At 74.4% G+C, this 26,192-nt stretch carries 26 protein-coding genes; 16 read left to right on the forward strand and 10 right to left on the reverse strand.

Annotated features, from left to right (window positions below; genetic code table 11):
* Positions 1–32: 32 nt before the first annotated feature.
* The gene (locus BMW99_RS11070) at positions 33–716 is read right to left on the reverse strand and encodes an FMN-binding negative transcriptional regulator (protein WP_075016716.1); all 684 of its coding nucleotides are present in this window, start codon (positions 714–716) and stop codon (positions 33–35) included.
* Complete coding sequence (locus BMW99_RS11075) at positions 710–1,423, reverse strand: pyridoxamine 5'-phosphate oxidase family protein (RefSeq protein WP_069464876.1); 714 nt, start codon at positions 1,421–1,423, stop codon at positions 710–712. Before BMW99_RS11075 ends, BMW99_RS11070 begins: the two co-directional genes overlap by 7 nt.
* A gap of 39 nt (positions 1,424–1,462) precedes the next feature.
* Here BMW99_RS11075 and BMW99_RS11080 point away from each other — a divergent pair, with 39 nt between their 5' ends.
* Positions 1,463–2,794 (forward strand): aminotransferase class I/II-fold pyridoxal phosphate-dependent enzyme, encoded by a 1,332-nt coding sequence (locus tag BMW99_RS11080; protein ID WP_069464877.1) that lies wholly within the window; start codon positions 1,463–1,465, stop codon positions 2,792–2,794.
* Here BMW99_RS11080 and BMW99_RS11085 read toward each other — a convergent pair.
* A complete protein-coding gene (locus BMW99_RS11085; RefSeq protein WP_075016717.1) occupies positions 2,785–3,846 on the reverse strand; it encodes a DMT family transporter in 1,062 nt (353 codons plus the stop codon). The two genes, BMW99_RS11080 and BMW99_RS11085, sit on opposite strands and share 10 nt — an antisense overlap.
* 72 nt (positions 3,847–3,918) lie before the next feature.
* On the opposite strand from BMW99_RS11085, the gene BMW99_RS11090 reads away from it, so the two are divergent.
* Complete coding sequence (locus BMW99_RS11090; RefSeq protein WP_075016718.1) at positions 3,919–4,824, forward strand: LysR family transcriptional regulator; 906 nt, start codon at positions 3,919–3,921, stop codon at positions 4,822–4,824.
* Between the two features lie 27 nt (positions 4,825–4,851).
* Here the strand turns inward: BMW99_RS11090 and BMW99_RS11095 are convergent, their stop codons facing one another.
* Together BMW99_RS11095 and BMW99_RS11100 are read right to left on the reverse strand one after the other, a co-directional pair.
* The gene (locus BMW99_RS11095) at positions 4,852–5,364 is read right to left on the reverse strand and encodes a Rieske (2Fe-2S) protein (RefSeq protein WP_069463841.1); all 513 of its coding nucleotides are present in this window, start codon (positions 5,362–5,364) and stop codon (positions 4,852–4,854) included.
* Positions 5,365–5,442: 78 nt separating this feature from the next.
* A complete protein-coding gene (locus BMW99_RS11100; RefSeq protein ID WP_407640284.1) occupies positions 5,443–7,566 on the reverse strand; it encodes a S9 family peptidase in 2,124 nt (707 codons plus the stop codon).
* A gap of 38 nt (positions 7,567–7,604) precedes the next feature.
* On the opposite strand from BMW99_RS11100, the gene BMW99_RS11105 reads away from it, so the two are divergent.
* The 5 genes from BMW99_RS11105 (at position 7,605) to ung (ending at position 11,409) form a co-directional block, all read left to right on the forward strand.
* Positions 7,605–8,444 (forward strand): HipA family kinase, encoded by an 840-nt coding sequence (locus BMW99_RS11105; protein WP_069463839.1) that lies wholly within the window; start codon positions 7,605–7,607, stop codon positions 8,442–8,444.
* Positions 8,441–8,824, forward strand: a complete 384-nt coding sequence (locus BMW99_RS11110; protein WP_069463838.1) for a DUF3037 domain-containing protein — start codon at positions 8,441–8,443, stop codon at positions 8,822–8,824. The genes BMW99_RS11105 and BMW99_RS11110 overlap by 4 nt, the downstream gene beginning before the upstream one ends.
* Positions 8,825–8,998: 174 nt before the next feature.
* Entirely contained in the window at positions 8,999–9,760 is a 762-nt protein-coding gene (gene fabG / locus BMW99_RS11115) for a 3-oxoacyl-ACP reductase FabG (RefSeq protein ID WP_069463837.1), read from the forward strand.
* Positions 9,761–9,780: 20 nt separating this feature from the next.
* On the forward strand, positions 9,781–10,563 hold the full coding sequence (locus BMW99_RS11120) for an SDR family oxidoreductase (RefSeq protein ID WP_069463836.1): 783 nt from the start codon (positions 9,781–9,783) through the stop codon (positions 10,561–10,563).
* Between the two features lie 165 nt (positions 10,564–10,728).
* Positions 10,729–11,409, forward strand: a complete 681-nt coding sequence (ung, locus tag BMW99_RS11125; RefSeq protein WP_176735499.1) for a uracil-DNA glycosylase — start codon at positions 10,729–10,731, stop codon at positions 11,407–11,409.
* A gap of 11 nt (positions 11,410–11,420) precedes the next feature.
* On the opposite strand, the gene BMW99_RS11130 is transcribed toward ung, so the two are convergent.
* Entirely contained in the window at positions 11,421–11,957 is a 537-nt protein-coding gene (locus tag BMW99_RS11130; RefSeq protein ID WP_075016719.1) for a hypothetical protein, read from the reverse strand.
* Positions 11,958–12,205: 248 nt separating this feature from the next.
* On the opposite strand from BMW99_RS11130, the gene BMW99_RS11135 reads away from it, so the two are divergent.
* The gene (locus BMW99_RS11135) at positions 12,206–13,117 is read left to right on the forward strand and encodes a Gfo/Idh/MocA family protein (protein WP_069466183.1); all 912 of its coding nucleotides are present in this window, start codon (positions 12,206–12,208) and stop codon (positions 13,115–13,117) included.
* Here BMW99_RS11135 and lnt read toward each other — a convergent pair.
* Both lnt and BMW99_RS11145 read right to left on the reverse strand, forming a co-directional pair.
* Positions 13,077–14,612, reverse strand: coding sequence for an apolipoprotein N-acyltransferase (gene lnt / locus BMW99_RS11140; protein WP_069466181.1), 1,536 nt, complete (start codon positions 14,610–14,612; stop codon positions 13,077–13,079). The two genes, BMW99_RS11135 and lnt, sit on opposite strands and share 41 nt — an antisense overlap.
* Positions 14,613–14,875: 263 nt before the next feature.
* On the reverse strand, positions 14,876–15,472 hold the full coding sequence (locus tag BMW99_RS11145; RefSeq protein WP_069466182.1) for a histidine phosphatase family protein: 597 nt from the start codon (positions 15,470–15,472) through the stop codon (positions 14,876–14,878).
* 253 nt (positions 15,473–15,725) lie between these two features.
* Here BMW99_RS11145 and BMW99_RS11150 point away from each other — a divergent pair, with 253 nt between their 5' ends.
* A complete protein-coding gene (locus BMW99_RS11150) occupies positions 15,726–17,165 on the forward strand; it encodes a dihydrolipoyl dehydrogenase family protein (protein ID WP_075016720.1) in 1,440 nt (479 codons plus the stop codon).
* A gap of 84 nt (positions 17,166–17,249) precedes the next feature.
* Here BMW99_RS11150 and BMW99_RS11155 read toward each other — a convergent pair whose 3' ends face one another.
* The gene (locus tag BMW99_RS11155) at positions 17,250–17,933 is read right to left on the reverse strand and encodes an SDR family oxidoreductase (protein WP_069466995.1); all 684 of its coding nucleotides are present in this window, start codon (positions 17,931–17,933) and stop codon (positions 17,250–17,252) included.
* A gap of 95 nt (positions 17,934–18,028) precedes the next feature.
* Here BMW99_RS11155 and BMW99_RS11160 point away from each other — a divergent pair, with 95 nt between their 5' ends.
* Positions 18,029–18,607, forward strand: coding sequence for a TetR/AcrR family transcriptional regulator (locus tag BMW99_RS11160; protein ID WP_069466994.1), 579 nt, complete (start codon positions 18,029–18,031; stop codon positions 18,605–18,607).
* Here the strand turns inward: BMW99_RS11160 and BMW99_RS11165 are convergent.
* Positions 18,597–19,229 (reverse strand): pyridoxamine 5'-phosphate oxidase family protein, encoded by a 633-nt coding sequence (locus BMW99_RS11165; RefSeq protein WP_075016721.1) that lies wholly within the window; start codon positions 19,227–19,229, stop codon positions 18,597–18,599. The two genes, BMW99_RS11160 and BMW99_RS11165, sit on opposite strands and share 11 nt — an antisense overlap.
* 383 nt (positions 19,230–19,612) lie before the next feature.
* On the opposite strand from BMW99_RS11165, the gene BMW99_RS11170 reads away from it, so the two are divergent.
* From BMW99_RS11170 to BMW99_RS11195, 6 genes are all read left to right on the forward strand, one after another.
* Complete coding sequence (locus BMW99_RS11170; protein ID WP_079176016.1) at positions 19,613–20,884, forward strand: ROK family transcriptional regulator; 1,272 nt, start codon at positions 19,613–19,615, stop codon at positions 20,882–20,884.
* Positions 20,885–21,404: 520 nt separating this feature from the next.
* Positions 21,405–21,920, forward strand: coding sequence for a flavin reductase family protein (locus tag BMW99_RS11175; protein ID WP_079176011.1), 516 nt, complete (start codon positions 21,405–21,407; stop codon positions 21,918–21,920).
* 35 nt (positions 21,921–21,955) lie between these two features.
* A complete protein-coding gene (locus BMW99_RS11180; RefSeq protein ID WP_069461969.1) occupies positions 21,956–23,062 on the forward strand; it encodes an ABC transporter substrate-binding protein in 1,107 nt (368 codons plus the stop codon).
* On the forward strand, positions 23,059–23,868 hold the full coding sequence (locus BMW99_RS11185; RefSeq protein ID WP_069461970.1) for an ABC transporter permease: 810 nt from the start codon (positions 23,059–23,061) through the stop codon (positions 23,866–23,868). Before BMW99_RS11180 ends, BMW99_RS11185 begins: the two co-directional genes overlap by 4 nt.
* Positions 23,844–24,752, forward strand: a complete 909-nt coding sequence (locus BMW99_RS11190; protein WP_079138175.1) for an ABC transporter ATP-binding protein — start codon at positions 23,844–23,846, stop codon at positions 24,750–24,752. The genes BMW99_RS11185 and BMW99_RS11190 overlap by 25 nt, the downstream gene beginning before the upstream one ends.
* Positions 24,736–26,121, forward strand: a complete 1,386-nt coding sequence (locus BMW99_RS11195; protein WP_069461971.1) for an LLM class flavin-dependent oxidoreductase — start codon at positions 24,736–24,738, stop codon at positions 26,119–26,121. The genes BMW99_RS11190 and BMW99_RS11195 overlap by 17 nt, the downstream gene beginning before the upstream one ends.
* Positions 26,122–26,192 lie beyond the last annotated feature (71 nt).

The following is a 26,192-nucleotide window of genomic DNA, read 5'->3' on the forward strand; positions in this document are numbered from 1 at the left end:
CCGTTCCGCGGCGGAGTGGCGGTGCCTCGCGCTCAGCGCTCGGTGCGCGCGGGGTCCGTCTCCGGCGCGTGCGGTTGCGGTGTGACGCGGCGGAGTTGGTGGGTGCGGGCGGCCGCGTCCCCGGGGGCGCCGCGTTCGGCCAGCAGGCCGGTGATCCGGTGACGGACCGACTCCGGCTTGTTGCCGCCGAACTTGAACTTGGCCCGGACCGCGGTGACGTCCAGCCGCACCACGCGCAGGCCCGGCAGCAGGCGGCCGAAGGGCGCTTCGCCGGCCGTCACGGGCGCGGTGCCGCCCTCGGGCTGGAAGTGCGCCGTCTGCCGTCGCAGCAGCTCCGCCTTCTCCCGCGGATCGTCCACGACGTGGGCCACGGCGAGGAGTTGGACGGCCGCGTAGTAGCTCGTCGGGGTGCCGTGGTCGGTGGGCTGGTCGGGGAGCGCGGTCCAGTGGCCGGGGACGAAGACGTAGTCGTCCACCACGCTCAGGGTCACGTGCGGGCTCGCGTCGAGGGCGGCCCACAGCGGGTTCGGGCGGGCCAGGTGGAGGACGGCCTCGCCGTGGTCGCCCGGCGCGGGGTCGTAGAGGAAGTGGACGGGCTGGACGAACGGCGGTGCGCCGTCGAGGCCGTTGACGGCGAGCTGCCCGAAGTCGTGGGAGGCCAGCCAGGTCCGCCACTCGTCGTCGTCCAGGGGCTCGTCCCAGGGGTGGATCAGCACGGGGCCTCCTCCGTCCGGGCCGTGCCGCGCGGGCCGCCCGGCGCGAGGTAGCCGGGGAGGCCGATCGAGGGGTCGAGGTCGTCGGCGGGGACCGGCGTACCGTACGAAGGACGCACCGGCACCACGCCCGTCCAGTACGGCAGTCCGGCGTCCTCCGGCTCGTCGCTCGGGCCGCCGGTGCGGACCTTGGCGGAGACCTCGCCGAGGTCCAGGCGCAGCACGGCGGTCGAGGCCAGTTCCTTGGCGTTGGCGCGGCGGGAGTCCGCCGACCTGCCGGGCACCGCCTGGTCGACGATCGCGTCGAGCGCGAGCGAGCGCTCCCCGGGGTCGGTGACCTGGTGGGCCGTGCCGTGCACCACGACCGAGCGGTAGTTCATCGAGTGGTGGAACGCGGACCGGGCGAGCACCAGGCCGTCGACGTGGGTGACGGTCAGGCACACCGCCAGCCCCGCCTCGACGGCTGCCGCCCGCAGCGGGCGCGCGCCCGTGGAGCCGTGCACGTACAGCCGTTCGCCGTGCCGCGCGTAGAGCGTGGGCAGCACGACCGGCGCCCCGTCGCGGACGAAGCCGAGGTGGCACAGGTAGCCGGCGTCGAGGATGCCGTGCACCAGCGCGCGGTCGTAGGCGGCGCGTTCGCGCAGACGCGTGGGTGTGGTGCGGGCGGTGGGAGGGTAGTCGGCGGCAGGCGGCGCTGGGTCCCGGGTCATGACTAGCGAAGTCCTTTGCACTAGTGCATAATGTCGTTTGTGCTAGGAGAGTATCGGATCACCGGCCGGGGCGCATCGGCTATCGCCGCCAGCATCGAGAGTGCCGTCGGGTCGGGTGCGCTGCCGCCCGGCGAGACCCTGCCGCCGCTGCGCGAGCTGGCCCGCGCGCTGGACGTCAACCCCAACACGGTCGCCGCCGCGTACCGGCTGCTGCGCGACCGCGGGGTGATCGAGACCGCCGGGCGGCGCGGCAGCCGGGTGCGGTCGCGGCCCGCGACCGCGCCTCGCGACGAGATCAGGATCGATGTGCCCGCGCGGGCCCGGGACATCTCCACCGGCAACCCCGACACCGCCCTGCTGCCCCCGCTGGCCGACGCCCTGGCCGCCGCCGCCGTGCACCACGCGCAGGCGCCGGTCCTCTACGGTTCGGCACCCGTCGACGCCGAACTGGGCGCCCTGGCCCGCGCCGCCTTCGACGCCGACGGCGTGCCCGACGGCCCGATCAGCCTCACCTCCGGGTCGCTGGACGCCATCGAGCGGGTGCTGGCCGCACACCTGCGCCCGGGCGACGCGGTGGCCGTCGAGGATCCGGGATGGGGGAGCGTGCTCGACCTGGTGCCGGCGATGGGCCTGCGTGCCGTCCCGGTCGGCGTCGACGACGAGGGGCCGCTCGTCGCGGACGTGGCCCGGGCCCTGGCCGGCGGCGCGCGGGCGCTGGTCGTCACCGACCGCGGCCAGAATCCGACCGGCGCCGCACTGTCCGCCGAACGGGCGGCCGAGCTGCGGGAGTTGCTGGCCGCCCACCGGGACGTCCTGGTCATCGACGACGACCACGTGCACGGGCTGACCGACCTGCCGCTGCACTGTCTGGCCGGTGCCACCGAGCACTGGGCCCTGGTGCGCTCGACCGCCAAGGCCTACGGGCCGGACCTGCGGCTCGCCGTCTCCACCGGGGACGCGCTGACCGTCGACCGGGTGCGCGGCCGGTACCGGCTCGGCGCGGGCTGGGTCAGCCACCTGCTGCAGCGCACGGTCGTCCACCTGTGGCGGAACGACGCCGTGGACGTGGACGCCACCGCCCGCTCCTACACCGCCCGGCGCGAGGCGCTGCTGCGGGCGCTCGCCGACCGGGGCGTCGCCGCCCACGGCCGCAGCGGCATGAACATCTGGGTGCCGGTCTCCGACGAGACCGGCGCGGTGGCCGGGCTGCTGCAGCACGGCTGGGCCGTCGCGCCCGGCGCCCGCTTCCGCGCCCGCTCGGCACCGGGGATCCGGCTGACCGTCTCACCGCTGGCGCACGAGGACATCGAGCCGCTGGCCGACGCCGTCGCCGCCGTGCTGCGCCCGGCCGGGGCGAGCCGCTACGCCTGACTCCGGAGCGCCTTGGGCCGCCGCTGCGTGAGGGCCGCGCCGATCAGGATGACCACCGCGCCGACCGGCTCGTTCCAGCTCAGCGACTCGCCGAGCAGGAGCACGCCGGCCGCGGTGGCCACGATCGGTATGAGGTAGGTGACCATCGCGCCGATCGTCGGCCCCTTCTCCGCGACCAGGCCGTACTGCACGAGGAACGCGATCCCGGTGCCGAGCGCGCCCAGTGCCAGCACCGACAGCACCGACTTCGCCGGATAGGACGTGGGCAGCGAGGTGAAGAACGGTGTCACCACGACGAGTTGCAGGGTGCCCAGCATCAACTGACTGGCGGACATGGCCAGGTTGGAGGCACCCGAGTTGGTCAGGGTCCGCCGCACGTACGCCCAGCCGACCGCGTAGCTGACGGCCGCGGTCAGCGCCATGACCGTGCCCTTGGGATCCTCGCCGGAGAACCCCTGCCAGGCGCCGAGCACGGTCAGCACCCCGGCGAAGCCCAGCCCCACGCCGGCGAAGCGCTGCCGCGACGGCCGGTCCTCCGAGAGCGCGACGACCGACACCAGCATCGAGAAGAGCGGCGTCGCCGCGTTGCAGATGCCGGCCAGCATCGACGGGATCGTCTGCTCGGCCGTCGCGAAGAGCGTGAACGGCAGCGAGTTGAGGAAGAAGGACGCGACGAGCAGGTGCAGCCACACGCGCCGTCCGCGCGGCAGCCGCTCCCGCTTGACCGCCACCGCGGTGGCGAGCACCGCGGTGCCGAACACCATCCGGCCCAGGGTGACCTGCAGGGGCGCGAACGCCTCGTTGCCCACCTTCATGAACAGGAAGCTGAAGCCCCACACCAGGCCGAGCGCGGCGAAGCGCACCCGCCAGTCGGTGAAGCCCCGCAGGACGCGCACGGCGGAGAGCGCCGAAGGAGCCGGGGCGGCGGAGGCGGCGGAGGGAGCGGAGGGAGCCGGCGCGGTCGACGCGGCCGGGGGCGGGGGTGCGGTGGGTGCCGTCGCGGGTGCGGGGGCTGCGGGCGCAGTGCTCGGGGTCTCGGCCGGTGCGGTCATGGCACCACGATGACGTGAGCGACGTCGTAGAACAAGCGAGAATTCGTACACAGACACCGTAGGATCGCTTACATGTTGAGCCTGGAGCGCCTCCGCATCCTGCACGCGATCGACACCTACGGGTCGGTGAGCGCCGCCGCGGACGTGCTGAGCGTCACCACCTCCGCCGTGTCGCAGCAGATGGCCAAGCTGGAGCGGGAGACCGGCCAGTCGCTGCTCGCCAAGAACGGCCGCGGGGTGCGCCTGACGGACGCCGGGCGCCTGCTGTCCGGGCACGCCGAACGGATACTCTCCCTCGTCGAGCTGGCCCACTCCGACCTGGAGGCGCACCGGGGCGCGGCGGTCGGCGAGCTGCGGGCCGGCGCGTTCCCCACGGCCGTGCGCGGGCTGTTCCCCGCCGCGCTGACCGAGCTGCGCCGCGCCCACCCCCAGCTGCGCACCGTCGTCCACGAGCTGGAGCCGCAGGACCAGCTGGCCCGGCTGGTCCGCGGCGACATCGACCTGGCGGTCGTCCTCGACTGGTACAACAAGCCGCTGTCGCTGCCCGGCGGCCTCGCCAAGGCCCCGCTGTTCGACGACATCGCGGACGTGGCGGTGCCGGTCGGTCACCGCCTTGACGGCAGGCCGCAGATCGAGCTGGACGAGCTGGCCGACGAGGAGTGGATCGCCTGGCCGGACGGCGGGTTCTGCCACGAGTGGCTGCTGTTCACGCTGCGCGGCAAGGGCATCGAGCCGCTCATCTCGCACCACGCGGAGGAGCACGCCACCGTGCTGGCGCTGGTCGCCGCCGGACTCGGCGTCGCCGTCATGCCGCGGCTGGGCCGCGACCCGATGCCCGAGGGCGTGCGGATCGTGCCGGTCCACTCGACCATGTGCCGCCACGTCTACGCGGTCTGGCGGGCGGACGGCGACCGCCGCCCCGCGATCCGGGTGGCGGTCGACGCGCTGCGGCGGTCGGCCGACCGGTACACCCGCTGACGGGGACCGGCCGGACCACCGCCGCGGTCAGGCCAGCGAGATCTCGCCGCCGGAGACCGTGACCTGCTGGGCCGCCAGTGGCGCCTGCGCCGGGCCGTTGGCCACGCTGCCGTCGGCGACGTGGAACTTGCTGCCGTGGCACGGGCAGTTGATGGTGCCGCCGGACACGCCGGCGACCGTGCAGCCCTGGTGGGTGCAGATCGCCGTGAAGCACTTGAACTGTCCCGCGGCCGGCTGCGTCACGACGACCTTCTGGTCGGCGAAGACCTTGCCGCCGCCCACCGGGATCTCGGAGGTCTTGGCAAGGGGGGTGCCGCCGCCGGAGCCGGAGGAGGAAGAAGGGGCAGCGGATCCGGACGGCGCCGCGGAGCCGGTGTCGGAGGAGTCCGTGGACGCCGCGCTCCCGCTGGGGCTGGCGTCGGAACCGGAGTCCGAGGAGGAGCCGCACGCGGTGAGCACGGCGGCGAGCCCCGCGCCTCCGGCCGCCGCGACGATGGTGCGGCGGGTGGGGGACTCGGGGATTCCTGGGGTTTCGGCCATGAGCTGCTTCCTGTCCACTGGTCGGGCCCGGCGGGCCGGCACGGAGCCGGCCCGCCGCGTCGTGTCACGCGTGACCGTTCATACGGCCTGCGGCGGCGAAACGTTCAGCGACGCGCGCAGGAAGTTCAACTGGTGCCGCAACAGCCCCTCCACCACCACCGGATCGGTGGGCCCGTGGGTGACGTCGGACATCGGAAGCACCTGGTGCGGACGGTGCGCGGCCAGCAGCGCCGCCGACATCCGCAACGTGTGCGCGGCGACCACGTTGTCGTCGGCCATCCCGTGCACCAGCAGCAGCGGCCGCCGCAGCGCCGCCGCCTCGTTGATCGGCGACGAGCGCTCGTAGGCCTCCGGGTGCTCGTCGGGGTGGCCGAGGAAACGCTCGCGCCAGTGCGTGTCGTACAGGCGCTGGTCGCTGGGCCCGGCGCCGCAGACCGCGGCGTGGAAGACGTCGGGACGGCGCAGCACCGCGGCCGCGGCGAGGGTGCCGCCGTAGGACCAGCCACGGATGCCGACCCGTTCCAGGTCGAGGTCGGGGCAGTGCGCGGCGGCCGCGTGCAGCGCGGTCACCTGGTCGTCGAGCGGGGCGGCGAGCGTGTCGAGGTGCACGCTCTTCTCCCACCGCGGGCCGCGCCCCGGCGTGCCCCGGCCGTCCGCGACGATCACCGCGAAGCCCTCCTCGGCGAACCACTGCGCCTCGCACAGCGGCCAGTTCCGGCCGCGCAGCACCAACCGCTGGGCGGGGCCGGCATAGGGCGCGAGCAGCACGGGCAGCGGTGCCGCGCCCGGCCGGTGCCACGAGGGCAGCAGCAGCGCGGTGCGGATCTCCGTGTCGCCGGCCCGCAGCCAGGTGACGCGCGGCGGGGTGACCGGCTCGGCCGCCAGGCACGCGATCGGCCGCGGGGCACCCTCGCCGGAGAGCAGCCGGAACCGCGGCCCGTCGTCGGTGCGCGAGGCGAGCAGGAGGGTGCCGGCCGCGCGCTGCCCGGTGTGCAGGCCCGGTTCCGGGCTCAGCCGCAGCGGTGCCTCCTGCGGGGTGTACGACCACAGGTGCGACTCGGTCGGCTCGTCGACGGCGGTGAACAGCACGGACTCGCCCGCGACCTGCTCGACGGACTGGATCTGCAGCCCCTCGGGCGTGACCGGCCGGCCGTCGACGGTGAGCCGGCGGGTTCCGCCGTCGTCGATGGTGTGCACCAGGGCGCCGGACGCCGTCCTGGCCGGTGTGCCCGGGACCAGCTGCACCCACGCGGGGTCCGTCCGTTCATGCAGCAACCGGGTGGCGCCGGTCCCGGGATCCGCCGCGAGCACCTGGACGGTGCGCTGGTCGCGGCTCTGCACGCTCAGCAGCGGACCGTGGGCGTCCCAGCCGGCGGTGGCGAGGTACTCGAACGCGGCCCGGTCCCAGACGACCTCGGTCCGGGTCCCGTCCAGCCCGAACACGGCCAGCGACACGTCCGCGTTGGTGGTGCCCGCGGCCGGGTACGCCGTCTCGCGCGGCGGCCGCGACGGGTTCGCGGCGTCGGCGATCCACCAGCGCTGCACCCGGGCCTCGTCCACCCGTGCGACCAGCAGCCGCTGCCCGTCCGGCGCCCACCAGTAGCCGCGGTGGCGGCCCATGGACTCGGCCGCGACGTGCTCGGCGAGCCCGTACCTCACGTCCGCGCGTTCGGGGACGGCCAGTTCGCGGCCCGGCCCGCCGTCGAGGTCCGCGACGTGCAGGGCGCCGCCGCTGACGTAGGCGACACCGCGCCCGCGCGGGGCGAGCCGCGGCTCCGTCACCGGGCCCGCGGTGGGCACCGGCCGCGGGCTCCCGTCCCGTGCCGGCTCCAGGCACCACAGGGCGCCGTCGAGCGCGAACACGACCGTGTCCAGGTCCGGGGAGGCGTCGTAGGCGACGATGCCCCGGGCGCGCTCGCGGGCGCGCTCCCTGCGGACGCGCTCGGCCTCCGGCACCTCGCCGGTGCCCGCGGCGAGCGCGGCCGGGTCCACCAGCAGCCGTTCCCGGTCGCCGTCGAACAGCCACAGGCAGCTGACGCGGTCCTCGGGACCGCGGGTGCGCAGGAAGAGGACGGCCGAGCCGTCGGCGGAGAGCGTGAACGCCCCGGGCACGCCGAGCGAGTAACGCTGCGTGCGGGCGACCTGCGCCGGGTACGCGGCGGCGGCCGGGGAGGAGGAGGGTGCGTCGGCAGAAGTGATCATGTCCATAACGGGGATCCTCCCCGCATTAGCCTGGGGGGATGTTGAGAGAAGTGACGGGCATCCGCTATGTGACGCCGCTGCGTGAAGGCGGCTCGGTGCCCGGTGTGGTCGAGGCCGACGACCTCGGTACCTACGTGGTGAAGTTCAGCGGCGCGGCCCAGGGCCGCAAGGCGCTGGTGGCCGAGGTGATCGCCGGTGAACTCGGCAGGCGGCTGGGCCTGCGCGTGCCCGAACTCGTGCGGTTCGACTTCGACCCGGTGATCGGGCTGGGCGAACCCGACCAGGAGATCCAGGACCTGCTGAAGGCGAGCGGCGGGCTCAACCTCGGGATGGACTTCCTGCCCGGCTCCCTCGGGTTCGATCCCCTGGTGTTCACCGTGGATCCCGCGGAGGCGAGCCGCATCGTCTGGTTCGACGCCCTCATCGGCAACGTCGACCGGTCGTGGCGGAATCCTAACATGCTGGTCTGGCACAGGGACTTGTGGCTCATCGACCACGGCGCCTCCCTCATCTGGCACCACAACTGGCGTTCCGCCGAGTCCGCGACGGCGCGCCCGTACGACGCGTCCGACCACGCCCTGTCCCGCTTCGACCCCGAACCCGCCGCGGTGGCGGGCGAGTTGGGCGCCCTGGTGACCGAGGACCTGCTCGCCGGGGTGACCGGACTCGTCCCCGACGAGTGGCTGGTCGACGAGCCCGGGTTCGACACCCCCGACGACGTGCGACGTGCCTACGCCCGGATCCTCGGCGCCCGTGCCCAGGACGTCCACCTGCGGATCACCACCGCGCCCGGGCGCCGCGAGAAGCAGCCGCCGCCCGAGTGGCTGAGGCCGTGGGTCGAAGGACACGCCGACAAGAAGAGCGGGGGCGCCGAGTGAACGGGCGGGACGTCTTCGAGTACGCGCTGGTGCGCGTGGTGCCGCGGATCGAGCGCGGCGAGATGATCAATGCCGGTGTCCTGGTGTACTGCAGGGCGCAGAGCTACGTCGGCGCGCGCGTGCACCTCGACGAGGCGCGGCTGCGCTGCCTCGATCCGGACGTGGACGTGGACGGCGTGCGGGCGGCGCTGCGCGGCTACCAGGGCATCTGTGCGGGCGGCGCCCGCGCGGGGCAGGCGGCCGAGGACGATCCGGGCCGCCGCTTCCGCTGGCTGACCGCGCCGCGCAGCACGATCGTCCAGCCCGGGCCCATCCACACCGGGCTGACCTCCGACGCGAACCACGAGGCGGACCGGCTGCTGGAACTGCTGGTGCGCTGAAGGCCGGTGCGGGGCGTGCCGCCCGCGGTTCGCCCGTGCCTTCGCACACATCCGCCGTGGTGGCGTTGACACTGGGTCACGGCACTCCTACGGTTTCGCGTACGGGACCTACTAAGCGGTCGCTCATGTGTCAGAGTGCATGGGCGGCCGCCTCACCGGGCTGAGGAGACACAGATGTCCACCACCGAGCAGCGCGTCGCGATCGTCACCGGCGCCGCCCGCGGCATCGGCGCCGCCACCGCGGTGCGGCTGGCCGCGGAAGGCCGCGCCGTCGCCGTACTCGACCTCGACGAGGGGGCGTGCAAGGAGACCGTCGAGGCGATCACCGCGGCCGGCGGTCGGGCGATCGCGGTCGGCGCCGACGTGTCCGACGAGGCCCAGGTCGAGGCCGCCGTGGCCCGCGTCGCCGAGGAGCTGGGCGCGCCCACCATCCTGGTCAACAACGCCGGCGTGCTCCGCGACAACCTGCTGTTCAAGATGACCGCCTCCGACTGGGACACGGTCATGGGCGTCCACCTGCGCGGCGCGTTCCTGATGACCCGCGCGGTGCAGAAGTACATGGTCGACGCCAAGTTCGGCCGCGTCGTCAACCTCTCCTCGTCCTCCGCGCTCGGCAACCGGGGGCAGGTCAACTACTCCGCCGCCAAGGCCGGTATGCAGGGCTTCACCAAGACCCTGGCGATCGAGCTGGGCAAGTTCGGCGTCACCGCCAACGCGGTCGCCCCGGGCTTCATCGCCACCGACATGACCGCGGCGACCGCGGCCCGGGTCGGCATGGGCTTCGAGGAGTTCCAGGCCGCCGCCGCCACCCAGATCCCCGTCCAGCGCGTCGGGCGCCCCGACGACGTCGCCAACGCGATCGCCTTCTTCACCGGCGACGCGGCCGGCTTCGTCTCCGGCCAGGTCATGTACGTGGCCGGCGGTCCCCTCAACTGACGCGCACGAAGGCCAACGACATGACTCAGCCCACTTCCGGATCCGGCCGTGCCGCCCTCGTCACCGGCGCCAGCCGGGGCATCGGCTACGGCATCGCCGAAGCACTCGTCGCCCGCGGCGACCGCGTCTGCATCACCGGACGCAACGAGGACGCCCTCAAGGAGGCCGTCGAACGGCTCAGCGCCGCCGCGCCCGGCGGCTCGGCGGAGCCGCGGGTCATCGGCGTCGCCGGCAAGGCGCACGACGAGGCCCACCAGGCGATCGCCGTCGAGCGCACCATGGAGGCGTTCGGCCGGATCGACTACCTCGCCAACAACGCCGGCACCAACCCGGTGTACGGCCTGCTGGCCGACCTCGACCTCGGCGTGGCCCGCAAGGTCTACGAGACCAACGTGATCTCCGCGCTCGGCTTCGCGCAGCAGACGTGGAAGGCGTGGCAGAAGGAGAACGGCGGCGCGATCGTCAACATCGCGTCCATCGCCGGTCTCGCGCCCTCCCCGTTCATCGGCGCGTACGGCATGAGCAAGGCCGCCATGGTCAACCTCACCGTGCAGCTGGCCGCCGAGATGGCGCCGGGCGTGCGGGTCAACTCCATCGCCCCGGCGGTGGTGAAGACGAAGTTCGCGGCCGCCCTGTACGAGGGCCGTGAGGAGGAGGCCGCGGCCGGCTACCCGCTGGGCCGGCTCGGCGTGCCCGAGGACATCGGCGGTGCCGCCGCGTTCCTGCTCTCCGAGCAGGCCGCCTGGGTCACCGGGCAGAACCTGGTCGTGGACGGCGGCCTGTTCCTGAAGGCCGGCGCCTGACGGGCGCCTGACCGCCCCGTGACGGGCGCCTGACGGGCGACGTCACGGGTCCGCCCGCGCACCGCAGTGCCCGCCCGCCGACCGCGGGCGGGCACTGTCGGTGGGTGGGGCTATGTTCGGGGACAGCAAACGGATCACCGACCGGAGGTTCCCGACGTGCCCATGATGCTGCCCGACTCCTGGCAGGCCGCCCTCGGCGGGGAGTTGGACAAGTCCTACTTCCAGGAGCTCACCCAGTTCGTCGCCGACGAGCGGTACGGGCACCGTGTCTTCCCGCCCGAGGAGCAGGTGTTCGCCGCGCTGGAGGCGACCCCGTTCGACCGCGTGAAGGTGCTGATCCTCGGCCAGGACCCGTACCACGGTGAGGGCCAGGGGCACGGCCTGTGCTTCTCCGTCCGCCCCGGTGTGAAGACCCCGCCCTCGCTGCGGAACATCTTCAAGGAGCTGCGGGACGAACTCGGCCACCCGATCCCCGACAACGGCTACCTGATGCCGTGGGCCGAGCAGGGCGTGCTGCTGCTCAACGCGGTGCTCACGGTGCGGGAGGGCGAGGCCAACTCGCACAAGGGCCGGGGCTGGGAGAAGTTCACCGACGCGGTGATCTCGGCCGTCTCGGCGCGGCCCGACCCCGCGGTGTTCGTGCTGTGGGGCAACTACGCGAAGAAGAAGCTCCCGCTGATCGACACCGAGCGGCACGCCGTGATCCAGGGCGCCCACCCGTCGCCGCTGTCGGCCAAGCTCTTCATGGGCAGCCGGCCGTTCACCCGGATCGACGAGGCGGTCAAGGCCCAGGGCCACGAGCCGATCGACTGGCGCATCCACGACCTGGCGGTGACCGCGGGCTGACGGCTCGCCGTTCAGCGCCGCCGGCGCGCGGGGCCGGGCGGCGTGCCGCCGAGCCCGAGCGGCCCGATGGCCCCGCGGCAGGCGCGGGCCGCGGCGCCGCCCGCGCCCCAACCCCCGTACTCCCGGCCCAGATCGCACGCCCGGGCCGCGGACGGCAGCGAGGGCAGGGGCGGCAGCGACGGCGGCGGCACGGCGGGCGCCGCACCGGTCCGGTGCGGCGCCCGCGGCAGCGCACCGTGGCGCGGTCCGTCACCGCCGGCGGCCACCGCCCGGCCCGACGGCAGGGGCGCGCGATCCGGGCCGGGCGGCCTCGCGCCCGTGGTGTCCAGCACCTGGTGGGCGGGCGGCCGGCGCGGCACGTCACCGTCCGCGCCCGGTGAGGCCCCCTGTTCACGGGCGGACGGCCGCGGGCCGCCGTCGTGCCGCGACGGGGAAGCGGTGACCGTCGCGCACCCGGCTGCCCCTACCGCCAGAACGGCCAGCACGGCCACCAGGAGGGGAAGGCGGTGGGGGAGCCGGCGGGCGAACGGCCGGGGCAGTCGGTGCACTTGATCCACTCTGCCCGGGCGCGTGCCCACCCGGTACTCCCCGTCCGAGTGACCGTTCGGCCCTCGCACGCCCGCACTTCACCCGCACGGGTGGCGCGGGGCGCAGGACCGGGACCCGGGCGCCCGGCGGATCGCCACCAGGGTGCCCGTATGCTGCGGTGACGCCCGCGCCGGGGACCTTCGCGGCCCGGCGCACGGCGGAACCGACGCACACGACAGGAGCACGCATGGCATCCGGCAGCGCCCCGCTGAGGATCGGCGTCATCGGCCTCGGCGACATCGCACAGAAGGCGTACCTGCCGGTGCTCGCCGCCCAGCCCGGCCTGGAGCTGCACCTGCAGACCCGCACTCCGGCCACGCTGGAGCGGGTCGGCGACGCGCTGCGGCTGCCGCACCGCCACACCACCCTGGACGCGCTCCTCGGCCAGGACCTGGACGCGGCCTTCGTGCACGCCCCGACGGAGCACCACGTGGCGATCGCCGAGCGCCTCATCGAGGCGGGCGTCCCCACCTACGTCGACAAGCCGCTCGCCTACGACCTGGCCGGCGCCCGGCAGGTCGTCGAACTGGCCGAGCGGCGGCGGGTGTCGCTGATGGTCGGCTTCAACCGGCGCTACGCGCCGGGCTACGCGCAGTGCCTGGACCAGCCGCGGCACCTGGTGCTGATGCAGAAGAACCGGGTCGGTCTGGCCGAGGCGCCGCGGACCATGGTCTTCGACGACTTCGTGCACGTCGTCGACACCCTGCGGTTCCTGGCGCCCGGCACCGTGGACCGGGTCACCGTCAACGCCCGCGTGCGGGACGGGCTGGTGCACCACCTCGTGCTCCAGCTGTCCGGTGACGGCTTCACCGCCGTCGGCTCGATGAACCGGATGAGCGGCTCGGTCGAGGAGAGCCTGGACGTCAGCGGCGACGACGCCCGCCGGCAGGTGGTCAACCTCGCCGAGGTCGTCGACCACAAGGGTCAGCCGACGATCCGCCGCCGGGGCGACTGGGTGCCGGTGGCCCGCCAGCGCGGTATCGAGCAGATCACCCTGGCGTTCCTGGATGCGGTCCGCGCCGGCACCGTGCTGGACGCGCGGGACGCGCTGCGCACCCACGAGCTGTGCGAGCGCATCGTCACGGAGATTGACCAGGCAGCGCCGGAGCCGGTCGCCTGACCAGCCGCGTCGCCTCGTAGGCGGCCGCCACCAGCACCAGCAGCAGCGCCAGGTGCGGCACCCAGTCCCCGAACCGGACGTAGGGGCTGACACCGGTGGCCAGCGGCACCTGGTACACGGTCGCGGCGACGCTGCGGGTGCCGACGCGGTGGCCCACGGGCCGCCCGTCGGCGTCGTAGACGGCACTGATGCCGGTGAGCGTGGCGTGCACCATCGGCCGCCACGTCTCCGCGGCCCGCAGGGCGGCCAGCGAGGCGTGCTGCGCCGGCGCCCAGCTGTCCTGGAACGACGACGTCGAGGACTGGGCGACCAGCACCTGCGCGCCGTCGCCCGCCAGGTGCCGGCTCATGTCGGGGAACGCGGTCTCGAAGCACACCAGCGGCGCGAAGCGCAGCCCGTGCGCGTCCATCACGACCTGCCGGGTGCCGGGCCTGCGGTTCTGGTCGGCGGCCTTGCCGACCGAGGTGGCCCAGCCGAGCAGCGACCTCATCGGGATGTACTCGCCGAACGGGACCAGCCGCATCTTGTCGTACGTCGGGCCGGTCACCCCGAGCGGGCCGACGAGTTCGGAGGTCTTGGAGATGCCCGAGCCGTCGGCCTTGGGGGCGTCGACGTTCACCAGCAGGTCGGCGCCGACCTCGGAGGACAGCGACGCCAGCCGGTTGGCGACGTCGGCGCGCGTGGACAGGTCGACGCCGATGCTGCTCTCGCCCCACACCACCAGGTCGGGGTGGGTGCCGACGAGTTGCTGGGTGAGCGCGATCTCGCGGTCCAGACGGCTGTCGCCGTCGGGCATGACGCCGGGCTGGACGACCGCGATGCGCACCGAGCCCGACTGCTGCGGGCGCGGCGCCCACAGGGCGACGCCGGTCGTGAGGACGGCGGCCGCGAGAAGGCCGCCGACCGCCGGCCGCCGTGCCCGCGGCAGCGCGATCAGCGCGGTCACCGAGGTGTTCAGCAGCACCACCAGGAAGCTGACGAGCCACACCCCGCCGACGGACGCCAGCCGCAGCGCGGGCCGCACCTCGTACTGGCTGGCGCCCAGCAGGCCCCACGGCCCGCCCAGGCCCTGCCAGGAGCGGACCAGCTCCACCATCAGCCAGCCGCACGGCACCAGGACCACCGCGGAGGCGACCTGGGCGGGGCCGGCGGCCGCGCCGAGCAGCCGTCGCACGAGCCAGCCCCAGGGCGCCCAGAGCGCCCCCAGGATCAGGGCGAGGACGACGATGAACACGTTCAGGCTCGGCAGCAGCCAGTGGTGGACGGCCATCATGAAGCCCGCGCCGCCGAACCAGCCGTCCAGCGCGGCGCGCCTGGCGGTGGGCGCCGAGCGGACGAGCAGCATCCACGGCACCAGCGCGACATAGGCCAGCCACCACAGCGAGGGGGCCGGGAACGCCAGCGCGGGCACCGCGCCGGCCAGGGCCGCCACGCCGCTGCGCACCCAGCGGGACGACAGGCGCGCGGTCAGGCGCTCCTGGACCGTCGCCGTCATCCGTGCTCCCTCACGTGCGTCCACCAGGTGCTCGCGCGCCGAGCCCGGGGTGATCAAGGCTCTTTACCCCCTCTCGCGGGGCGACACACCGCTGTGCGGGCGCGTCGTTCCCGGACGGTTCCACCGACGCCGCCATCCTCCTCCCCGTCCCGCTCCCGCGCGCCGACGGGGCGTGCTCGGCTCGCGGGAACCGTCGCGTGGCCCCTGCGGCGGGACGGGCACGCCGCCGCGGCGGCACCTCGCCGGGAGGGGGCGCGCCCGGGTCAGGGCAGGCGGTTCCAGGCGGTCAGGACGTGCCGGCCGTGTTCGAGGCCGAGGCGGCTGACGGTGCCCGTCGCGAGCTGGAACAGCGCGCCGTCGGCCGGCGGGAGGCCGAGCCGGCGGGCGGTCAGCACGCGGAGCAGGTGGGCGTGCGCGACGAGCACGACGTCGCCGCCCTCGCTGTTGGCGAAGGCCGCGTCGGCCCGGGCCAGTACCCGGTCGGCCCGCTCGCCGACCTGCTCGGGTGTCTCGCCCGGATGCCCCTCGGGGCCCGGCGCGACCCCGTCGTTCCACAGGTCCCAGTCGGGCCGGCCGCGGTGGATGTCGCGGGTGGTGACGCCCTCGTAGCCGCCGTAGTCCCATTCGCGCAGGTCGTCCTCGACCCGGGAGTGCTCCAGGCCGGCCAGCTTGGCGGTCTGGCGGGCGCGCTCCATCGGGCTGGTCAGCACGCACGCGATGTGCCGGGAGGCGAGCATCGGGGCCAGGCTGCGGGCCTGCTCCTCGCCGTGCGGGGTGAGCGGGAGATCGGTGTAGCTCGTGTGCTGCCCGGACAGGGTCCACTCGGTCTCGCCGTGGCGGATCAGAACCAGTTCGCCCATCGGGCACCTCCCGTGACGCCCCTCGGCGCCGCCGTCATGATCATACGTCCCGCTCCGGGACGAGGTGCGGCGCCGGGACCGTCACGCACCGCGCGACGGACGACCGGCTTCCGCAAAGACCACAACCCGCTGTGCGGCACGGGACTTCCCGTCATCCGGCGTGGCTACGATGACGCGCAGCGCCCGGGTTGCGGCATCCGCGTGACCTCGGTCTGATCGGTAGGACACAGGCGACGTCAGGACAGGAGCCGGCATGGACGACGAGACCCGCACTTACGACGTGGTGGTCATCGGAGCGGGCCCCGTGGGGGAGAACGTGGCCGAGCGCACCCGGTCGGGCGGGCTCAGCACGGTGATCGTGGAGAGCGAGCTGGTCGGCGGCGAGTGCTCGTTCTGGGCGTGCATGCCCAGCAAGGCACTGCTGCGGCCGGTCATCGCCCGGGCCGACGCCCGGCGGGTGCCCGGACTCGCCGGCCTGGCCGCGGGGCCGCTCGACGCGCACGCGGTGCTGTCCAGGCGCGACACCGTCGCCGCCAACTGGAAGGACGACGGGCAGGTCGCCTGGCTGAACTCGGTGAACCTGGACCTGGTGCGCGGCCACGGCCGGCTCGACGGGCCGCGCCAGGTGACCGTGACGACGCCGGACGGCGGCACCGTGCGGCTGGCCGCCCGCCACGCCGTCGTCGTCTCCACCGGCACCACGGCCGCGCTGCCCCCGCTGCCCGGCATCGACGACGTGCGGCCGTGGATCAGCCGTGACGCCACCAGTTCCAAGGACGTGCCCGGCCGGCTGCTCGTCGTCGGCGGCGGTGTCGTGGCCGTCGAGATGGCGACGGTGTGGCAGGCACTCGGCTCGCAGGTGACGATGCTGGTGCGCGGCTCGGGGCTGCTGCCGAAGATGGAGCCGTTCGCCGGGGAGATGGTCACCGACGCGCTCCGGGAGGCCGGCGCCGACGTGCGGTTCGGGGTGTCGGTGACGGCGCTGTCCCGCGAGGGCGGCCCCGAGGGCGAGGTGCGGGCCGTGCTCGACGACGGAAGCACGCTCGCGGCCGACGAGATCCTCTTCGCGACCGGCCGCAGGCCGCACACCGGCGACATCGGCATGGAGACCGTCGGGCTGAAGCCCGGGGACTGGCTGCCGACCGACGACACCCTGCGGGTCACCGCGATCGAGGACGGCTGGCTGTACGCGACGGGCGACGTCAACCACCGTGCCCTGCTCACCCATCAGGGCAAGTACCAGGGCCGGATCGCCGGCGCGGCGATCGTGGCGCGGGCGAAGGGTGAGCCGCTGGACGACGCCCCCTGGGGCGCGCACGTGGCCACCGCGGACCACGGCGCGGTGCCGCAGGTCGTCTTCACCGACCCCGAGGTCGCCTCGGTGGGCCTCACCCTGGAGGAGGCCGAGCGGAGCGGGCGCAGCGTCCGCGCGGTCGACTACGAGATCGGCAACACGGCCGGCGCCTACGTCTACGCCGAGGACTACCAGGGCAAGGCCCGCATGATCGTGGACCTGGACGCCGGCATCCTCCTCGGTGTGACGTTCGTGGGGCCGGGTGTCGGCGAGCTGATCTACTCGGCGACGGTCGCGGTGTCGGGCCAGGTCCCCCTCGCCCGGCTGTGGCACGCGGTTCCGGCGTACCCCACGATCAGCGAGGTCTGGCTGCGCCTGCTGGAGACGTTCCGCGGCTAGGGTCCGTCGTCCGGATCTCCATGCCGCGGGCCCCCGCCCCTCGCGTTCCCGGGGGCGGGGCGTCCGGCGCCGGAGCGGGCCGGGTCAGACCGCCGGCGGCAGCGCGAGCGAGGCCTTGACGGACTCGGTGAGGGCGTCGGCCAGGACCTCGGGCCGGCCCTCCTCGAAGCCGTCCAGCGCGACGCGGACGACGTCCGCGGTGCTGGACTTGGGCGCGTCGATGTGCGCGGCCAGGTCGGTGTCGACGTAGCCGACGTGCAGCCCGGTCACCTGGGTGCCCTGATCCGCCAGCTGGATGCGCCAGGCGTTGGTGAGCGACCACTGCGCGGCCTTGGCCGCGGAGTAGGCCGCGGCGGCGGGCTGGGTGACCCACGAGAGCACGCTGTGCACGGTGAGGATGCCGCCCCCGCCGTTGCGGGCCAGCACGGGCGCGAACGCCCGGTTCATGGCCAGGGTGCCGAGCACGTGCGTCTCGTACTCGCGCAGGTAGTCCTCCGTGGAGCCGTCCAGCAGCGAGGCGCCGGTGGAGATGCCCGCGTTGTTGACCAGGAGCGTGACGTCGCCCGCCTGCTCGGCGGCGGCCCGCACGGACTCCGGGTCGGTGATGTCGAGCTGGAGCGGCACGGCACCGGGGGCGGTCACCTTCCGCGGGTCGCGGGCCGCGGCGTACACCTTCGCCGCGCCGCGTTCCAGCAGGTCCGTGACGAACTGCGCGCCGATGCCGCGGTTGCCGCCGGTGACGAGAGCGATCGAGCCGTTGATCTTCATGGGTGCGTCCTTGCCGAGAGGAGGAAACAGATCGGTTTCCTCTCACTGTAAACCGATCTGTTTCCTCTGTCGAGGCCCGGCGCTAACCTGGGTGCATGACCACCACCACGCCGAAGCCCAGCCCCCGCGACCGGCTGCTCGACGCCGCGGCCGAGCTCTTCTACCGCGAGGGCACCGGCACCGGTATCGACGCCCTGTGCAAGGCCGCCGGAGTCTCCAAGCGGTCGATGTACCAGCTGTTCGGCAGCAAGGACGACGTGCTCGCGGCGGCCCTGGAGCGCTGGGCGCCCGCCATCGAGGCGCGGCTGCTGCCCGCCCCCGGGGAGCCGGCCGGAGCCCGCGCGCGCATCCTGTACGTCTTCGAGCGGCTGGAGGAGGCCGCCGCCGCGCCGGAGTACCACGGGTGCCCGTTCCTTGCGGCACAGGTCGAGCTGAAGGACCCCGGGCACCCCGGCAGCGCCGTCGCCGCGGCGCGCAAGCGGCAGATGCAGGCCTTCTTCCAGGCCGAGGCCGAACGCGGCGGCGCGGCCCGGCCCGACGTGCTCGCGCGGCAGTTGATGGTCGCCTACGACGGCTCCTCGGTCCGCGCGGGCATCGGCGCCGACGACCTCGACGGCGGGCTCGCGGTCCACCTCGCAGCCGTGCTGCTGGACGCCGCCGGCGTCAGCGCCTAGGAGTGCGCACCCCGAAGTAGTCGCCGCCCTTGCGGCGCGCGCTGTCCGTGCCCCAGGCCCGCCGCAGGCGCAGCGGCGCCCGCACCAGCCGCGGGATGTGCTTGGAGCACTGGATGTACGCCTCCTGCACCTCGGCCTCCACCCACACCACCGGACGCCGGCCGCGGTTGCGGTCGGCGGGCAGCCCCGGGTGCAGCTCGCGCATCTCGCCGTCCGGCACGACCCGCGCCCGGCCGTTGACGTGCAGCCCGATCCGGTCGCGGGAGAAGTCGATCAGCAGGATCCCGATGTGCGGGTTCTCCCGGATGTTGCCGAGCGAGGCCATCACACCGTTGCCCCGGTACTCCGGATAGCACAGCGTCTTGGCGTCCAGCACGTGCAGCACCCCGGGCGGCCCGGCGCGGAAGCCCGCGTCGCACTCACCGCGTCCGTCCGACGTGGCGACGAGGAACATCTCCTGGTCCGCCGCGAACTCCCGCATGCGGGTGTTGAGATGGTCGAGCACCTGGTCGGCGTAGAACCGGTCGGCACGCTCCCGCGTACCCAACTCCGCCTGCAGCGCGCGCTCTCCGGCGCTGCCGGGGTGCGGTGGCACCGCTCCCGCACCCGAACCGCTGAACATCGGCCGACCCCCTCACCGTCGAGTGGAATCCGTGGTCGAGCGGACAGCCACGCTAGCCCCGGCCCGGGCCGTCCCCGGGCGGTTCCCGCCATCACCCCCCGCGGGCGGGCCCGGCGTGGTACAGGCCCCCATGTCCACGATGCGGTCAGCTGTTTGACCGGTTTCGGCGCCACCGGCTACGTTGCGCGGCATGCAGCGCACCACACATCTGACGACGCGGGGTCACGTCGACCTCAAGCGCGTGTGCTCCGCTGCGTGTCACCGGTTCTGAGCGCACCGCTCCGCACAGGAGCGCCCCCGGGAGCGCCCGCCCGCCGCCTGCCGTGTCGCCGGCGGCCGGCCGTCCGCGGCTCCCGTCCGCCCGGACCCGGAAGGCATCCGCCGTGACACCGTTCCCCGACCGTCCGCACCGCCCCGCCTCCCCGACTCCGCTGCGCCGGGCCGACGTCGTACCCCCGCAGGGGCCGCGCCGCTCCTCGGCCGCCGGCGCGGTGCTCGGCGCGATCCTCGACCACGGCCCGGTGGCCCGCAGCACCGTGGCCCGCCTCACGGGCCTGTCGCCGTCCGCGGTGACCGGCCACAGCGCCCGGCTGGTCGCGCGCGGCCTCGTGCGCGAGCGGCCCGAGACCGCGGGGCCGCGCGGACTCGGGCGCCCGCACGTCCCGTTGGAGATCGACACCGGCGGCCACCTGGTCGCCGGCCTGCACATCGCCGTCGCGCACTCCACGGTGGCGCTCATGGACCTGCGCGGCACGATCGTCGCCGAGGACCGGCGGCCGCACCACCGCCCGGCGCCCCGCGACGTGCTCGACGGCGTCCCCGCCCGGCTGTCCGCGCTCGCCGCCGCGCACGCCGCGGGCCGCACGGTGCTCGCCCTGGGCGCTGCCACCGGCTCGTGGGTGGACCCGGAGGCGGGCGTGATCGTCGACCATCCGTGGCTCGGCTGGCGCGACGTGCCCGTGCGCGATCGGCTCGCCAGGACGACGGGACTGCCGGTGCACGTCGACAGCCACTCGCGCGCCCTGGCCCGCGCCGAGCAGCTGATCGGCGCGGTCGCCGCCCGGGACAGCAGCGTCCTGCTCTTCGTCGGAGCCGTGGTCGACGCCGCGTTCGCCACGGCGGGCGCGGTGCACCGCGGGCCGCGCTCCGCCGCCGGCAGCGTCGCCCACCTGCCGCTCGCCGACGGCGAGGAGGCGGGCGACGGGCCGGCCGAGCCCTGTCGCTGCGGCACTCCGCGCTGCCTCCAGTCCGAGGTGTCGGAACCGTCCCTGCTGCGCCAGGCCGCGGCGCGCGGTCTGCGGGTCGCGGACTTCCCGGACCTGCTCGGCCTCGCCCGGGCCGGCGACCGCACCGCGGTGGCGCTGTTCCGGCGCCGGGCCCGGCTGGTCGGGCGGGTCGCCGCCCTGCTGCTGGACATGTTCGACCCCGAGGTGCTGGTGGTGGTCGAGCCCGGCACCGGCGCGCTGCCCGAGTGCCTGGCCGACCTGCGGGCCGAGGTCGGCGCGCGCTCCTGGGTGTGCGACGACCCCGAGCGGGCCGTGGTGCCCAGCAGCTTCACCGGTTCCGTGCTGTCCGTCGCGGGCTGCGCCGTGGCCCTCGGCGCCCTCTACGCCGACCCGCTCGGCCCGTGGTCCGCGCTGCCCGCGGTGTCCTGACGGCGTGTGAGCGGGACCACGGGAAAGCCCCTTTAATTCAGCGAGTTGCATTGTTGACCGCGTTCCGCCGGCGACAGGACAATGGGACCATGACCAGCGAGCAGCGAATTCAGGGACGCCGGACCGCACCGGTGCGTTCCCGCCGCACCGCCGCGGGTCCGGTGGCCGCGGCCGTCCGGCGCCGCTGTTGTCGCCGCTGCTGCGAGTGTCGGGACCACAGCCTCCGTCGTGCTTGTCGCACGGCTCTGCCGGAAGCCGCCCGCCGCGCCTGAACTGCGCTTTCGCTCAGGCTCAGATGACCGGTCGGCCTGACCGGCCGGCTTGTCGGGTGAGCCTGTCGGGCCGGTCTGTCGGGCCGGTCCGGCGCCGCGGTTCGTGCCGGCCTCGTGCCGTCGCCATCGGCCGTACTCCTTACCGCAATTCGCGTCGCCACCGAACTCCCCGGTTCCGCACGCCATTTCGCGATGTCACGCTCCCATGCCCGCATTCCGCCATGCCCATTTCTCTGTACCAGGGGGAGATGTTGTCCGTCGCCTTGTCCTCGCTTCCCACGCCGGGTATCGACCCGGAGCGCTTCAAAGAGATGTTCCGCAACCACCCGGCCGGGGTCGTGGTCGTCACCCTCGACGCCGGCCGCGGGCCCGCCGGATTCACCGCGACCTCGCTCACTTCGCTGTCCCTGACCCCTCCGCTGGTGTCCTTCGGCATCGCCGTCACCGCCTCGTCGTGGCCGCACGTCGAGCGCGCCGGCAGTGCGGTGGTCAACTTCCTGGGCGCCCAGCAGGAGGACGTGGCACGCCGGTTCGCGACCAGCGGCATCGACCGGTTCGCCGCACCCACCCGATGGCGCCGCCTCCCCGAGGGCGAGCCCGTGCTCGACGGTGTCAGCGGCTGGCTGCGCCTCGGCCTCGACCAGGTCGTCCCGGCCGGCGACCACCGCATCGTCGTCGGCCGGGTCGAGGACTCCTGGCTCGGCACGGACCGCAGCCCGCTGCTGTTCCACGACGGCGCCTACCACTCCCTCACCTCCCGCTGACCGGAACCGGCTTCCGGCCCACACCAGGAATCACGATGCCCACCAGCACTCCGCCCGTACCCGCGTCCCCCGTGCCGTCCCCCGTCTCCGCCTCCCCGGCGCCCTGGGCCCGCCGCTCCTTCCTCGCCCTCGCCACGGGCGCGGCCCTGGCCGCCGCCGGCTGCGCCCGCACCACGACCGCCGCGGACGCCGCCCTGCCCACCCGCGCCCTGCCGTCCGGGGCCCCACCGCCCGGCACCCGGCTCTCCATCGCCGTGCACACCTCCCAACTGCAGCTGGCGGACTCCGGCCTGGACGCGAAACTGCCGTTCACCGTGTCCGGCTGGCCCAACCTCAGTGCGGGCCCCGACGTGATCCAGGGCTTCCGGGCCCACTCGGTGGACCTGGCGAACAACGCCGGGATCCCGCCGATCCAGGCCCAGGCCATCGGCGTGGGCGCCCGCATCGTCGCGGTGCAGTCCCGCAACCACCCCCTCTACACGTTCGCCACGGCGCCCGGCACCGACATCGCCCGCGCCGAGGACTTCCGCGGGAAGAAGATCGCCTTCTCGCAGGGGCAGGCGCAGGGTGTGGTGGTGCTGCGGGCCCTGAAGGAGGCCGGGTTGCGCACCTCCGACGTGAAGCTCGTCGCGCTGCCCAGCACCCAGTTCCTCACCGCGCTCCAGGCGCGCCAGGTCGACGTCGCGCCGCTGGCCGAGCCCGTCCTCACCAAGTACCTGACGCAGTACGGCAAGGACGGCGCCCGCGGGGTGCACACCGACGTGGTGGACCTGCTGTCGATCCTCTGGGCGCCGGTCGAGGTGCTGGAGGACGACGCCAAGGCCGCCGCGATCAGGAGCTTCGTCCCGCTGTGGGCGCAGGGCGTGGTCTGGGCGTGGGAGCACGCCGACGCCTGGATCCAGGCCTACTACGTCAAGGACCAGGGTGTCAGCGCCGACGACGGGCGGCGCATCACGGCCTCGCTCGACCAGCCCCAGTTCCCGCTGTCCTGGGACCGGGCCATCGCCTGGGAGCAGCAGACCGCGGACCTCCTGGCCGAGGGCGGGTTCGTGCCGAAGGTGAAGGCCGAGGCGCTGTTCGACCGGCGGTTCGAGGGGCTCGCGGCGCGGTCCGTCCCGCAGAAGTACCGGGTGGCGTCATGACCGAGGCGCTGTCCCGCCCGCGCGGCACCCGTCGCCGGCTCGGCCCCGGCCGCGCCGTGCCGTTCGGGCGGCTGCTCGGGCCCCTCCTCCTGGTGGCGGTCTGGTGGGCCGCCTCCGCGCTGCACTACCTCGACCCGCGGATCCTCACCGGCCCCGGTTCCGTGGCGGCCACGGCCGCCGACCTCGTCCGCGACGGACGGCTCCAGGACAATGTGCTCATCTCGCTGCAACGGGCCGGGCTGGGGCTGCTGTTCGGCGTCCTCGCCGGGGTGGTGCTGGCGGTCGCCGCCGGCCTCAGCCGCTTCGGCGAGTACCTCGTCGACGGAACCCTGCAGGTCAAGCGGGCGATCCCGTCGCTGGCGATGCTGCCGCTGCTCATCCTCTGGCTCGGCATCGGCGAGCAGATGAAGGTCACCGTGATCGCCCTGGGCGTCGCGGTCAGCGTGTACGTCAACACCTACGCCTCCCTGACCGGCATCGACAGCCGGTACGTGGAGCTGGCCGAGAGCCTGGATCTGAGCCGGTGGCGGTTCGTGCGCACGGTGGTGGTGCCGGGGTCGCTGCCCGGCTTCTTCGTCGGCCTGCGGCTCGGCGTGACCGCGTCCTGGCTCGGCCTGATCGTGGTGGAGCAGATCAACTCCACCAGCGGGATCGGCTACATGATGTTCCAGGCACAGCAGTACGCCCAGTCCGACGTGATCATCGTCGGCCTGGTCGCCTACGGGATCTTCGGATTCGCCTCCGACGCGGCGGTCCGGGCGGTCGAGAGGAGAGTGCTGTCATGGCGCCGTACGCTGGCGGGCTGACCGCGAGCAGGGACGTCCCGGTCCACGACGCGCCCGCCACCGCCGCGGCCGCACCGCCCGCGGTGCGCACCACCGGCCTGGTCCGCTCCTTCGGCGGCCGCGACGTGCTCAGGGGACTCGATCTGACCCTGGCGCGGGGCGAGTTCACCGTGCTGCTGGGCCGCAGCGGCTCCGGGAAGTCCACGCTGCTGCGGGCCGTCGCCCGCCTCGACCACGGCGTGGCAGGCTCCGGCGGCCTGGCCGTTCCCGACCGGGTGTCCCTGTCGTTCCAGGACTCGCGGCTCCTGCCGTGGCTGCGGATCCTCGACAACGTGGTGCTCGGCATCCGCGGCCCGGGGGCACGCGAGCGCGGCGCCACGGCCCTGGCCGAAGTGGGGCTGGCCGGCCGGGAGCGGTCCTGGCCGCACGAGCTGTCCGGCGGCGAGCAGCAGCGCGCCGCACTGGCCCGGGCCCTGGTGCGGGATCCCGAACTGCTGCTCGCGGACGAGCCGTTCGGCGCCCTCGACGCACTGACCCGGATCAAGATGCACGGTCTGCTGAGGGAGTTGTACGAGCGGCACCGGCCGGCCGTGCTGCTCGTCACCCACGACGTGGACGAGGCGGTCGAACTCGCCGACCGGGTACTGGTCCTGGAGGACGGCCGGATCGCCGTGGACCTGGCCGTCCGCCTGCCCGTCCGCCGAAGCCGCCGCGACCCGCGGTTCCAGGAGTACCGCGACACGCTGCTGGCCGCCCTCGGCGTCACCGAACCCGGCGACCGGCCGCACGTCCACGGCGGGCCGACCGAGCACGCCGCGCCGCCGCCGTACGGCGACCCCGTCCACCCGCCGCAGCCGACCGACCGCCCCGACGAGGAGAAGGACAGCCATGACCCGCGGGACTGACCGCAAGCACCTGCACCTGAACGCGTTCCTGATGTCCGTCGGGCACCACGAGGCCGCGTGGCGGCTGCCGGAGAGCCCCGCGTCCGGCGGCACCGACCTCGCCCACTACACCCGCCTCGCCCGCATCGCCGAACGCGGGCTGCTGGACTCGCTGTTCCTCGCGGACAGTCCCGTGCTGATGGGCGACCCGGGACGCCGCCCCGGCAGCAAGCTCGAACCCACCGTGCTGCTCACCGCGCTGGCCGCGGTGACCCGCCGGATCGGCCTCATCGCCACCGCGTCCACCAGCTACAACGAGCCCTACAACCTGGCGCGCAGGTTCGCCTCGGTCGACCACGTCTCCGGCGGGCGGGCCGGCTGGAACATCGTCACGACCGCGGGCGCCGACGCGGCCCGCAACTTCGGCCTGGACGACACGCCGCTGCACCACGACCGCTACCTGCGGGCCGCGGAGTTCGTGGACGTGGCGACGAAGCTGTGGGACAGCTGGGCGGACGACGCGGTGCTCGGCGACAAGGACCTCGGAGTGCACGCCCGCGCCGAACGGGTGCGCAGGATCGACCACAAGGGCGCGTACTTCCGGGTCGACGGACCGCTGAACGTCGAACGGTCCCCGCAGGGCTACCCGTTGCTGGTGCAGGCCGGGTCCAGCGAGGACGGCAGGGACTTCGCCGCCCGGTACGCGGAGGCGGTGTTCACCGCCCAGCAGACCCTCGACGACGGCATCGCCTTCTACCAGGACGTCAAGCGGCGGGCCGCGGCCGCCGGCCGCGACCCCGAGGGCATCAGGATCCTGCCGGGCATCGTGCCCGTCATCGGCGACACGGAGGCCGAGGCCCGCGCGCTCGACGAGGAACTCGACCGGCTGATCCGGCCCGAGTACGCCAAGCTCCAGCTCGCCAGGACCCTTCGGGTGCATCCCGACGCGCTCGGCCTGGACGAGGAACTGCCCGACGACCTGCCCACCGAGGACGAGATCGAGGGCGCCAAGAGCCGCTACACGCTCATCGTCGACCTCGCCCGGCGGGAGCGGCTGACGGTCCGCCGCCTCATCGGCCGGCTCGGCGGCGGCCGCGGCCACCGCACCTTCGCCGGCACCGCCGAGCAGGTCGCCGACACCATCCAGCACTGGCACGAGGCGGGCGCCGCCGACGGGTTCAACATCATGCCCGCGGTCCTGCCCTCCGGGCTCGAACTGTTCGTGGACCGGGTGGTGCCCCTGCTCCAGGAACGCGACCTGTTCAGGACCGAGTACACCGGGACGACGCTGCGGGAGCACTACGGGCTGCCACGCCCCGCCAACCGCCTCTTCGAGCCCGTCGACACCGGCGACGGCCATCTCGGCATCGCGCTGGCGGGCGCCCGGTGACGGGCTGTCCCGCTCCCGTGCGGGGGCCGGCCGCCGCGGACTCCGCGGCGGCCGGCCCGGGGGAGCGGGGG

Source organism: Actinacidiphila rubida (assembly GCF_900110255.1).
Lineage (GTDB): Bacteria > Actinomycetota > Actinomycetes > Streptomycetales > Streptomycetaceae > Actinacidiphila > Actinacidiphila rubida.